Source organism: Ignavibacteriota bacterium (genome assembly GCA_016716225.1).
Lineage (GTDB): Bacteria > Bacteroidota > Ignavibacteria > Ignavibacteriales > Melioribacteraceae.
This window is the reverse complement of sequence record JADJWT010000001.1, coordinates 4,233,378-4,244,992: the sequence shown is the minus strand read 5'-3', so window position 1 is coordinate 4,244,992 and position 11,615 is coordinate 4,233,378. Positions and strand designations below refer to the sequence as shown.

The 11,615-nt window shown below is 27.0% G+C and carries 11 protein-coding genes and 1 pseudogene; 7 read left to right on the top strand and 5 right to left on the bottom strand.

Going from position 1 to position 11,615, the window contains the following annotated elements:
- Positions 1 to 29: 29 nt before the first annotated feature.
- The 4 genes from IPM32_18220 to IPM32_18205 form a co-directional block, all read right to left on the bottom strand.
- Positions 30 to 332 (bottom strand): helix-turn-helix domain-containing protein, encoded by a 303-nt coding sequence (locus IPM32_18220; protein ID MBK8947180.1) that lies wholly within the window; start codon positions 330 to 332, stop codon positions 30 to 32.
- A 14-nt stretch (positions 333 to 346) separates the two neighbouring features.
- Complete coding sequence (locus IPM32_18215) at positions 347 to 1,000, bottom strand: hypothetical protein (protein MBK8947179.1); 654 nt, start codon at positions 998 to 1,000, stop codon at positions 347 to 349.
- A gap of 280 nt (positions 1,001 to 1,280) precedes the next feature.
- A complete protein-coding gene (locus tag IPM32_18210; GenBank protein MBK8947178.1) occupies positions 1,281 to 2,042 on the bottom strand; it encodes a hypothetical protein in 762 nt (253 codons plus the stop codon).
- 102 nt (positions 2,043 to 2,144) lie between these two features.
- Complete coding sequence (locus IPM32_18205) at positions 2,145 to 2,396, bottom strand: hypothetical protein (GenBank protein ID MBK8947177.1); 252 nt, start codon at positions 2,394 to 2,396, stop codon at positions 2,145 to 2,147.
- A 417-nt stretch (positions 2,397 to 2,813) separates the two neighbouring features.
- On the opposite strand from IPM32_18205, the gene IPM32_18200 reads away from it, so the two are divergent.
- From IPM32_18200 to IPM32_18185, 4 genes are all read left to right on the top strand, one after another.
- A complete protein-coding gene (locus IPM32_18200) occupies positions 2,814 to 3,206 on the top strand; it encodes a hypothetical protein (protein ID MBK8947176.1) in 393 nt (130 codons plus the stop codon).
- Positions 3,207 to 3,589: 383 nt separating this feature from the next.
- The gene (locus IPM32_18195; protein ID MBK8947175.1) at positions 3,590 to 4,003 is read left to right on the top strand and encodes a hypothetical protein; all 414 of its coding nucleotides are present in this window, start codon (positions 3,590 to 3,592) and stop codon (positions 4,001 to 4,003) included.
- Between the two features lie 431 nt (positions 4,004 to 4,434).
- Positions 4,435 to 5,652 (top strand): hypothetical protein, encoded by a 1,218-nt coding sequence (locus IPM32_18190; GenBank protein MBK8947174.1) that lies wholly within the window; start codon positions 4,435 to 4,437, stop codon positions 5,650 to 5,652.
- A 162-nt stretch (positions 5,653 to 5,814) separates the two neighbouring features.
- The gene (locus tag IPM32_18185; protein MBK8947173.1) at positions 5,815 to 6,552 is read left to right on the top strand and encodes a DUF3800 domain-containing protein; all 738 of its coding nucleotides are present in this window, start codon (positions 5,815 to 5,817) and stop codon (positions 6,550 to 6,552) included.
- 178 nt (positions 6,553 to 6,730) lie between these two features.
- On the opposite strand, the gene IPM32_18180 is transcribed toward IPM32_18185, so the two are convergent.
- A complete protein-coding gene (locus IPM32_18180) occupies positions 6,731 to 8,053 on the bottom strand; it encodes a tyrosine-type recombinase/integrase (protein MBK8947172.1) in 1,323 nt (440 codons plus the stop codon).
- A 530-nt stretch (positions 8,054 to 8,583) separates the two neighbouring features.
- Here IPM32_18180 and IPM32_18175 point away from each other — a divergent pair.
- The 3 genes and pseudogenes from IPM32_18175 (at position 8,584) to rhaM (ending at position 11,600) form a co-directional block, all read left to right on the top strand.
- Positions 8,584 to 9,732 (top strand): DNA-binding transcriptional regulator, encoded by a 1,149-nt coding sequence (locus tag IPM32_18175; GenBank protein MBK8947171.1) that lies wholly within the window; start codon positions 8,584 to 8,586, stop codon positions 9,730 to 9,732.
- Between the two features lie 218 nt (positions 9,733 to 9,950).
- Entirely contained in the window at positions 9,951 to 11,255 is a 1,305-nt protein-coding gene (locus IPM32_18170) for a class II aldolase/adducin family protein (protein MBK8947170.1), read from the top strand.
- Positions 11,256 to 11,285: 30 nt separating this feature from the next.
- Positions 11,286 to 11,600 (top strand): annotated as a pseudogene (rhaM, locus tag IPM32_18165) (L-rhamnose mutarotase).
- Positions 11,601 to 11,615 lie beyond the last annotated feature (15 nt).

Genomic DNA, 11,615 nt, shown 5'->3' with positions numbered 1-11,615 from the left:
TAAGATCTTGGAAAGCCCAATTACATTTCTCATATATTTAATGATCTCAATTTTGTATAATTACTTTCTCTTAGCGATTTTAAAACATCAGACCGGGAATAAAATATGCGCCTTGCCATTTTTTTAAATGGGATTCGATTTTCTCTTTTCCATTTTGATAACGTTGCGCTTGAAATACCTAAGAATTCACATAGTTCCTTTGTGGAAAGTAGATCTTTTTGATTAACTGATTTTGATATTTCCAAGACTTCACTCATCGACTGTTTTATTAAAGTCTGAAGTTCACTTCTCGACATTGGAAATAATAATACTTGGTTTGAATCACCAGTCATTTTATCCTCATTGCTTAAGAAAATTTTAATAGATGTTCTTCAATAATTTTTTTACCAGCTTTCAAATCTTCAATCTTCTTTCTAATCTCACCTCGTTTGTTGAGATTTAGAAAATCATTTTGTATTTGTAGAAATCTTTGATATGGTTGTGAATCCAAACGGCTGTTTTCTTTTAAAAACTTTTCTAATTTTTCGATCAATAATGTTGCAAAATCAATTCGACCTATCTCAATAGCTCTTTCTAAATCATCATAAACCTTATTTATTCCGTTAAATTTATTTTGTTCAACACTTTTATAAATTTCATTTACAGATTGAAGCTGCAATTCATAAGCTGAAAAATCTTTGTTTGCTAACGATGGATAAAAAAGCTTTCTTTCTTCCGGAATTAAATTCTCCAGTTCCAATTTAATTTCAATTTGAAGATCATTTATCCTTACGTCATTGAATTTTTTTGTTTCGATTAGAGCTGAAGTTGCGTAAGGCTCTGAAGTTAGATTTTTAATTTGTTTTCGATTCGTTTTTATTCTTAAAGCCAAATCGCTCATTATCAATTCTTTTAGTTCTGGACCGGTTGGATTTTCAATTTCTAAAAGTTCACGAAAACGATTTTCAAGTGGAGAGTTTTGTTTTTCAACTTCTTCTTTTAATAATTCTGGAAATTTCATTTTCTTTTCCTTGTTTATTTTGAATTCAGATTAATAAATAAAAAAACCTTCGAATGATCCTCACGGCTGCGAAGAATCAAACAAAGGTTTTAATGAGAGCTCTAAAATTTTATTTGAATGATTGTTAAAGCAGCCGTGCAATAACATTCATATTTTCATGAGAAAAATATTTTTTTTGTTGAGGATATTAAAGGAAGTGTACTTCCCGAAAAAGGGAATTTGCTATTCACAAAAAAGGGAAGTATATACTTCCCTTTTTTGTAGTTATAATAAAACAAATTTATTGTTTTTTAGAATTTTTATTAAGAATACTTCCTAAAATTTTATTATTCCAATATCTTCTATGGAATGATTTTTTATAGGAATCAAATTTCTCATCTTGTAAATTGAAATATCTTAGAGTCTTTTCGTATGATTTTGTATAGCTAAAACCTTCGCGAATAAATTCAGCTGTTTTTTCAAACATTTCAAGAGTATATTTTTCAGATTTTTGAGTTTGAAGTCTTATTTCCGAATATAATTCAAATGTTTTAAAATAATCTAATATTCTAGTTAAGTGAAAACTTACCTGATCCGAATCTAAGACAAAATTGATTTTCTTTAATTTTGCAATTCTGTAGTATGTGTACTCCATAATAATAGCTAAGTTTCCTCCTATTCTTGTCCACAAATTATTAATTATTTCATTTTCATTATTAAAAAAAGGATGATCATTTTTAATTTCCCAAAGGCACAATTCGAGTTCAGCTGATAATATTCTTGTATTAACTTCATCTGACCTCGTTCGTAAAACTTTTCTAAATTTCTCAAATCCATCAAATTGAATAATATTCAGTATTTGATTTACTTCTGAATTCATACTCCAAAAATTGTGAAAATTTATTTCACTATCATCTATAGGCTTTTCTAATTTATCAAATCTTCTGAGATAAATTTCTATATTTGCACCAAATTTCAATGGCTGATTTTTTATAATATTTAAAAGAATTTCATTACCAATTTGGGACTTGGTTTTCAATGTATTAAGTGATTTAAAATTCATGTCTTTTCCAATAATTGTTAAAAAATTTAACTTTTCGTTAGTACATATAATTAATTTACAATTAATTCATTCACTTATCTAATTTCTATTAATTGTAACTTTTTAGATTTTAATAGTTTTATTATTATCAAAAAATTTAATTTTCAATCTTCTATGAAATTCATCATACTCTTTTTTGCTATAAAGAAAATAATGTTTTAATACTGCAGGATTGCCGGATCTTTTTCCTCTTTCCGGAAAGCTGTAAGCTTCACAAATTACATTTTCCTTATTTGCTCTTAAGTAGTCTATTGCTTCTTTTGTGAGGTTAGGTTTTAGAATGAGTAATGGACTCAAACAAATTGGTGTGTTCATGATAGTGCTCCTTTGGTTTTTGGTATTTGAAAAAAAAGCCCTGAGATTTACCAGGACACCAAAGTGTACCCCCGGTCCTCACGGATACCGGAATCTCAGAGCAAATATATTTGTTGTTAGAAAAACAAATCATTTAAAATAAAAATGCTTTTCTTATCGGAAAAAGTCTAAACCGCTTTGGTGATTTGGTAATTAAAATTAAAAATATGCCAATTTAAAATCAAGAAAATAATAGGGATTTATACAGAACGATGAAAAAACATTTCAATTGCATCAGATTATCTTGACAAAAGGATTTTGAAATTGCTAATTTGAGGAATAGAAAAACTGAATTCAAAAAGCAAAGAAGGATTGCTTTTTGTTGAGACATATCATTTGACCATTTCTTAAAATATCATCATTTCAAAGGGGGGAACGATGAAATTTAGGGTGAAAAATATCAAAACTGGCAATTTTGTTACCGCGCCGATTTCTATGGAAAGTGCAGTTAGATTATTAGAAAATATTTATTCTAACGATGAGAATTATAAAATTGTTCCGTTTGAAATTGACATGGATAAAATGTCGAATGAACTTAAACCAATGGAAGATATAGTTAAAACAGCAATAGAGTGTATAAAAAACAATAAAATGAATTTAACTGAATTACAGGAAAGTGTCACTGAAAAGCTAATTCATAGATACAATTCTGGAAATTTTATGATTTCAGAAAAAGAGTGTTACATTATTTGGGCAATAATTTTTAAGAACAAAAATAAAATTGAAGATCCAAAACTACTTTCTTTAGCACATCAACATTTCATTTATTGAACTGAATAAAAAGATATTATCCGGCAATAAAAAACCGACCTTTCCCCCAAAGATCGGTTCATAGCCCCCCTTAATATTTCATAATACTTAAAATAGTATAATATTAACTTAAAGTAAAGTACCTAAACTATTTTTTGAAAAATAATAAAATCTTTTCGTTTTGTGCAGCATTAGTGCGGAGTTAATTTAACTGATTGAAAATTAAGTGACTTTCTGGAGTAGTTGCGACTTGAAAACCTTTAATAGCATGTGACTGGCAGTCAAATGGTTTGATAATAAGATAAAGAATACTTAGAATTATAAAATTAATTAGAGTTTTAAATTAGTTTTAATTAGGTTTGAAATAATTTAATTATTTTATTTCCAGAAATTAATAAATACACATGTCTATAAATGATCCAGGTTTAGATGATGTAAAGGTTTACCAAGAATCATATCAAAAATTTTCTTCTTCTTTGAGAACTTGGCTTATTGGTTTTGGTATTGGCGCCCCAGTACTATTTAGCAGTCAAGCTGCGTTTTCAAATTTGGTACTAAATAAAACTGATTTTAATCCAATACTAATTCTATACTTAGTTGGTGTTTCTGTTCAAATATTTGCAACCTTATTATATAAAATTAGTATGTGGTATATAATGAAAGGGGCTTTACAACCTCAGTTTAAGAATAAAAGACGATATAAATTCTCAGATTGGTTATCTGATCAACTTTTTATAGAAATTGCGTTTGATTTAATCAGTATCATATTATTTTTAATAGCAACTTACAAAGTATTAATTATTTATTCATCTTGTTAATGCATCCTATTCTATAAAGATAATTGGAATTCTTATTTTTGATATAAATAATAATATAATTTACAATTAATTTTTAAATGTGATCTTTTCAAATTAATATAATTTTTTTGTTGGATTTAATAAAATGAATGTAATAGTTTTTATATCAATTATTTCAAGTTTTTATTTGTTAATTACAATTTTGGGAATATTGTTAGAATTCATTGAAAATCATAAATATAGTAGAATACTTAGGAAAAATTCTAAAAAACTTGATGAAATTAATACGAATAAAATTATTAAAGAAATTCAATTTTATAAATATACTATTACATCAGAAATAAATTCTGAAAAAATGACTCTTCCGAATCAACAATTTAATTCTTCTATAAGTAAAACAATTTTTCTTTCGCCCCTTTATAATAAGTTCAAATTCAAAAAAGAGAAAATAAATGAAGTTCTCTTCAAATGATAAGGAGTTAATAGAAAAACTTAGAGTGTCCAATAATCTAAAAATAGAATTGGAAACACTACTTCATAATGTAAATATTAGAATTGAAAACTTAGTTAAATTTGAAAGTAAACTCGAGAAGGATTTTGAAGAAAAAAAGTTTGAATTAATAAAAACAGAAAAAAAAATCTTGGACTTTAAAAATGAAGTTTTAAGTGAAATTGAAAAAATTATTTTGGAAAAAACAAAAGGTTTTCCGTGGCTTTCTGATGCTATTAGTCAATATTTTGAATTACAAGATTTAGAAATTTCAAATTTTTACTTACAAAAAAAATGGTCAGCAAAAAAAGCTTCTGAAGCAATTAGCCAAATTTCGAAACAAAAAAGTGAAATTAGGAAAAATTTTTTAGTTACAAGAAATTTATTAAAATATTATGAAAATTTATTTCCATGGTTAAATGATTTTGTTGATCAACAAATAGATGATTCTTTACTTGATGTTTTTACAATTGAGGACATTAATGATGAAGCGGATCCAGTAAAATATTTTGTCACAAAAGGTGAGTATGAGAAACTTAATGAAACAGAAAGAAATCAACTTGCACTAGATAGATATTGGAAAAAGAAAAAAAATCCTTGGCAAATCGGGCGTGATTATGAAAGATATATTGGATATTTATACGAATCTGAAGGATGGAATGTGATTTATCAAGGAATTGAAAAAGGTGTAGAAGATTTAGGACGGGATTTAATTTGCACAAGAGATGAGAAAACTGAAGTTGTTCAATGTAAATATTGGAGAAATGAAAGAGTAATTCATGAAAAGCATATAAATCAACTTTTTGGGACAACAGTTGAATATTTTATAAAATCTGCGGAAAATAGAAATTTGGATATTCAAATTGGTTTATTTCCCGACTTAATGAAAAGTAAAAATATTAGTGGAAGTTTCTATGCAACTTGTTCATTTTCTGATACTTCAAAAAAATTTGCGAACTTACTTGGTATAAAACTTTATGAAAATTTTATGTATCAAGAATATCCATCGATAAAATGTAATATTTCAAGAAAGGACGAATCTAAAATTTATCATCTTCCATTTGATCAACAATATGATAAAACAGTAATTGAAAAAAATAGAGGTGAATGTTACGTTCATACAGTTTTAGAAGCTGAAAAATTAGGTTTTAGACGTGCATGGAAATGGAGAGGAAATTAATTAACATGTTCTTTTGTACAATATTTGTAAGATATTTTGATAAGATTATTTTATACAATTACATTTCAGTTCTAAATATGAACAACACAAATTTAAGATTGATCTTATAAATAATTTGTTTTAATTTAAAATAATAATCAATAACAAATATTCAGATTGTAATTGTCAAAATATTTTTTATTTCTTGATGAAAGTGGTGATCATGGTTTAATAAAAATCGATCCTAATTTCCCAGTATTTGTTCTTACCGGAATTATTTTAACTGAAAATAGTTATTTAAACATTGGCAATCAAATTAAGGAATTGAAGAAAAAATTCTGGGGGGATAAAAAAGTTATTCTTCACTCATCTGATATAAGAAAACATGAAAACGAATTTTCGATTTTATTTGATCAAGATATTAAAAAAGAATTTTATGAAATACTAAACACCATTCTTAGTCAATCTGATTATAAGATAATTTCATCTGCTATAAAGAAGAAAAATTATGTCAATTTATATGGTAAACTGCATGATGATGTTTATCAGATTTCGCTTTCATTTATAATTGAGAGAGCAGTATTTTATTTAGATTCTCAATTCGCTGCTTCAAATTCATTATCCATTTACATTGAAAAGAGAGGAAAAAAAGAGGATAATCAATTAAAGGAACATTTTCAAAAATTAAAAAATAGAGGCTCAGGATTTGTTTCTCCAAGTCGTATAAAAAACTATTGTAATGAAATTAAATTTTATAGTAAGAAAGATGATATAATTGGATTACAAATTTCTGATTTAATTGCATATCCAATTGCCCGTTATGTATTAGATCAATCAAGAGCAAATCCTTCATTTGATGTCATTAATTCGAAGTTTTACTCAAAAGGAACCAGAAGATTTGGTCTTAAAATCTATCCTTAAAAGCAAAAAGCCAAGAACAACATCTTGGCTTTAAACCGACCGGGGACACCCCAATCCAGAATAGTTTATTTTTATTAATCGTAAATAAACAAAATTATTTTACTTAATCAATAGAATTCTATAATTCTCTATAGGCAGAAATTATACAATTAAATGTAACTTAGTGTTTCAAAAATAATTACTGATGAATAATTCTTAAACTAGAACCCCAAGCTTTTTCCATTTCATCGCGTTTGTGCTTATCTGCAATTTTTAAATATCGCTGCATCATTCTATAAGTTTTATGCCCGGTAATACTCATTATTACATCCGGTTTCATTCCACGTTCAAGAGAAAGGCTAATAAACGTTCTTCTGGCCGTATGGCTACTAATGACTTCAAATTTTGGAAAAGTTTCCTCTATCCTCTCAATACCGCGGAATTTAACTATTTTTACCGGAGCATTGATCTTTGCAAGTTCGCAAACTTCTTTAAGATATAAGTTAACTTTCTGATTTGAAATTATTGGTAGAGGTTTTTCCCATTCTTTATATTTTGCCAAAATTCCAAGTGCATAATTATTAAGTGGTATTTCAATTATATCTCTAGTTTTTTGAGTCCTCAATTTCCATGTTGGACCTTGTATATCAACTCTTTGAAGATTCTCAATATCAGAATATCTCACTCCGGTAAAACATTGAAATAAAAATAAATCCCGGACGCGACTTAATTTCTCATCATCAATTTTCAAATTATACAAACTCATCAATTCATCATAAGTCAAATAGACTACTTCATTTTCTTCATTTTTACTTTTGAAAGTTTTGTACGAATTGTTATCAATTATATTTGCTTTTTCATTTGCCCAGATCATAAAGGTTTTAAAAAATTGAATAATTTTATAAGCAGAATTATTTAGCATTTTTGGTTCTTCTTTATCCTGAGTTAGGAAAACAAAAAATTTTTCGAAAAACAGAGGTGTGATTTTGTCAAATGATAAATTTACATTATACATTTTCTCATATTCTCTAAGTAAAGTTGATACACGTTTGAATTTAATAATTGAATCTTTTGATACTTTCTGACTTTTCAATTTCAAGAATTCATTATATGCTGAGAAAAATGATTGATCTACTTTATGAAAGTGTTTATTTATTTCATTTATAATTACATCAAAACTTGCTAATGGATTTTCTCGTTTAATTTCTCTTACAAGTAATTTAATTTTTGATTCGAACGAATTTAAATAATCGTTAAGATCCTCTAACTCTCGTTTCAAGTCTAAATTTTTAATTTTTTTTAAATTTACTCTTTGTTTTTTTTTGTCCCAATATTCCGGAAGACATTTTTCTTCAGTATTTAGATAAATTCCTTCAACCTTGTATAATCGATTTCCAAGTTTACTTGTTTGATGTTTTCCAGTTTCATCAAGTAAGGGTTTACCCTTGTCACGAATAAAACATCTAATATTTCTTTCCTTTACTTTTGACTTATTTGTATCTAAATAAAATTTAATTTGCATAAAATTTACCTATTTGATTAAGTAATATGAAAATATTTGGATAATTAATAATTACAAATACTGCACAAATATATATAAATTATTATAGAAATTGATAGAAAGAAATTTTAAAAAAGCTGAAAAATAGTTAAAAAACGAAGATATTTTATTTATGTATAGAAAAATTTATAAACAGATCAGTTCCCGCCACCTCCACCAAATTCTATATAAATCAATGAGTTATTGAAATCTCTCACAATATTCTTACAAAACTAATATAATGTAATCAATAAATTCTTATTCAAGATTGATAAATTAATTATTCGTAGGAAAAATAAAATTAGATGTATTAAAAAGTGTGTCATGAATTGTTATTATTTTTTTATTATAAGATTATTAATTTTTTAAAAAAATTATAACTTTTTATTCAGTATTCTTATTAATAAAAAATCGTTGTGAAAATATTATTTGATTAAGATTATTGTATTTCAATAAATTAATAAGTTAGTAGAAATTTAGTATTTTAAATTTAATTTCATATTGAGGTAAAATTGCCAGAACTTAAAAAAGTTATTTTGTTATTAGAATCATCAAGAGCATTTGGTAGAGATTTACTTTTTGGAATTGGAAGATATTCAAGAATAAACGGTCCTTGGTCATTTTATTGGGAACCGCGAGGATTAAAATCATCCGTACCGCATTTATCAAAGTGGAAAGCTGATGGTTTAATAATGAGAAATTCACTTATAAAAAAAGAATTAATGGATATGAATCTTCCTACAATTCTTGCCTTGCATGATTCAAAAAGACCGGTTAATATGCCAGCTATTTGCACAAATTCCGCGTCTATTTCAAGTTTAGCAGCAGAACATTTAATGAATACCGGATTGAAGAATTTTGCTTATTGCGGATTTGATGATATAGAATGGTCAAACGATAGAAAAAATTACTTTAAGAAAATTATTGAAGAATCAGGTTTTAATATTTATTTATATAACAAATCAATAAGTACTAAACAAAGTTCTTGGCAGAGCGAACAAAGTCAAATGAGAAAATGGATTCTCAGTCTTCCCAAACCAATTGGGATAATGGCATGCAATGATGATAGGGGGCAGCAAGTCTTAGAAATTTGTAAATCACTTAATATTAAAGTACCAGAAGATATAGCAGTTGTTGGTGTTGATAATGATGCTTTAATTTGTGATTTGTCAGATCCGCCATTGTCAAGTGTATGTTTAAACACTGAACAAGCTGGTTATGCTGCAGCTGAGCAATTAGATCAAATGATGAATGGGAAACAAAAAAATTATGATGATATTATTGTTCTGGGAACTCATGTTGTGCAAAGGCAATCAACGGAATTGCTTGCCGTTGAAGATAAAGATGTTGTTGAAGCTGTTCGCTTTATTAGAAATAATGCAAAAAATAAAATTCAAATTAAAGATGTAGTGCATCAAACATGTCTTGGCAGAAGAAGTTTAGAAAACCGCTTTAAGAAAACATTACACAGAACAATTAGTCAAGAAATTAGAAGAGTAAGAACAGAAATGATGAAACGTATGCTTCTTGAAACAAATTTATCAATTTCTGAAATTACATCAATGTTTGATTTTACCGGCATAGAACATATTGCAAGGTATTTTAGAAAAGAAAACGGTTTAAGTTTAATACAATTCAGAAAACTTTTACAAAAAAAATAATGGTTTGAATATTTATTTAAATATTCGCTTAAATTAATTTTGCAAAATATTTTTCATTTTCTAAGAAAAAAATATCCTAAATACTTTTAAGAAAAGTAATTTTTTTAGAAGCTAACACAGCTTATTATTTTCTAAAAGAAAAAAAATTTTTGTTAAGTTACAATTATTATTTATGAATAAAAATTCATACAAAGTTTTAAATCAATAAAAAAATAATAATGAAAGGAAAATTAAATTTGAAATTTTATCTTTTACATCCCAAAGAACAATTAGTCAGAATTATAAATCGAATTTACAACAACAAAATGACTACACTTTCAGGTGGGAATTTATCCGTTAAGGATTTGAATGGTGATATTTGGATTACACCTGCCGGAATAGATAAAGGTAAATTATCAACTAATGACATAATGTGCGTTAAAGAAAATGGAGAATTTATTGGACCTCACAAACCTTCTTCGGAATTACCTTTTCATATTGCTATTTACAAAGCACGACCAGATATTAAAGCAATTGTTCATGCACATCCACCGGCGTTAGTTTCATTCAGCATTGTTAGATTTTTACCGGATACAAATATAATCCCTCAAGCAAAACGTGTTTGCGGAAATGTTGGATATGCACCATATGCTTTACCGGGAAGTGAAGAATTAGGCGAAAATATTGCGGCAACTTTTAAAAAAGGATTTGATGTTGTTTTGCTGGAAAATCACGGAGTTGCAACCGGTGGAAAAGATATTTTAAATGCTTTTCATAAATTAGAGACTTTAGAATTTTGCGCAAGAACAATAATTCAGGCCAAAAGAATTGGGGAGTTTACAACATTAACCGAAAATCAAATAGCTTTTTTTGATCACAGAAAATATGAACTTCCGGAATTTGAAATTGTTGAACATACAAGTTTTGAAAGAGAAATAAGAAGTCAAATTATCGAAATTGTTCATAGAGCTTGTGATAGAAACTTAATGATTAGTACAGAAGGAGTTGCATCAATAAGATATGAAAATAATGATTTTCTTATAACGCCAACAGGATTGGGCAGAAGAAGTATTGATATTGAAGATATTGTTATGATAAAAAATGGAATGCGGGAAAAGGGAAAAAATCCAAGTAGATCTGTTTTGCTCCATCATGAAATTTACAAACACAATCCGAATATTAATTCAATAATTACAGCACAATCGCCAAGTGTAACAGCTTATGCAATTTCAAAAGAATATTTTGAAACAAGAACAATTCCAGAAAGTTATGTTGTGCTGAGAGATATTCCCAAAATTGAATTTGGTACGCAGTTTATTGATCCCGAAAAAATTGCAAAAACTTTATCAATGCGATCGCATACGCTTCTATTACAAAATGATGGACTTTTAACAACAGGCAAAAATATTCTTGAAGCATTTGATAGATTGGAAGTTGCCGAGTTTAGTGCTAACTCACTTATTACATCACATGATTTAGGTACATGTATAAAAATTAATGATAAACAAATTCATGATTTAAATGAAAAATTTTCTCTTAACTAAATTATTAAAGAATTTTTTAGGAAAGTAAAAATGCGAATTGCTTTCAAAATGAAATTACATTAGGGAAATCTTGAAGAATATAAAAAAAGGCATAATCCTATTTGGAAAGAATTAGAAGAACTTTTATTCACACAAGGAGTTCAAACCTATTCAATATTTTTTGATAATGAAACGAACTTCCTTTTTGGTTATGCTGAAATTAAAGATTTAAAAAAATGGCAAGCCGTTGCTGATACTGAAGTTTGTAAAAATTGGTGGCATTTTATGGCTCCATTTATGGAAGTAAACAATGATGAAAGTCCAGTATCTAAAAATTTAGAAGAAGTATTTCACATAGAAAAGTAAAAATAATCTTGAGGT

Bases quoted from the DNA above. Each gene is read 5' to 3' on its own strand.
- IPM32_18220 (MBK8947180.1), bottom strand. From the start codon at position 332: ATGACTGGTGATTCAAACCAAGTATTATTATTTCCAATGTCGAGAAGT.
- IPM32_18215 (MBK8947179.1), bottom strand. From the start codon at position 1,000: ATGAAATTTCCAGAATTATTAAAAGAAGAAGTTGAAAAACAAAACTCT.
- IPM32_18210 (MBK8947178.1), bottom strand. From the start codon at position 2,042: ATGAATTTTAAATCACTTAATACATTGAAAACCAAGTCCCAAATTGGT.
- IPM32_18205 (MBK8947177.1), bottom strand. From the start codon at position 2,396: ATGAACACACCAATTTGTTTGAGTCCATTACTCATTCTAAAACCTAAC.
- IPM32_18200 (MBK8947176.1), top strand. From the start codon at position 2,814: ATGAAATTTAGGGTGAAAAATATCAAAACTGGCAATTTTGTTACCGCG.
- IPM32_18195 (MBK8947175.1), top strand. From the start codon at position 3,590: ATGTCTATAAATGATCCAGGTTTAGATGATGTAAAGGTTTACCAAGAA.
- IPM32_18190 (MBK8947174.1), top strand. From the start codon at position 4,435: ATGAAGTTCTCTTCAAATGATAAGGAGTTAATAGAAAAACTTAGAGTG.
- IPM32_18180 (MBK8947172.1), bottom strand. From the start codon at position 8,053: ATGCAAATTAAATTTTATTTAGATACAAATAAGTCAAAAGTAAAGGAA.
- IPM32_18170 (MBK8947170.1), top strand. From the start codon at position 9,951: ATGAAAGGAAAATTAAATTTGAAATTTTATCTTTTACATCCCAAAGAA.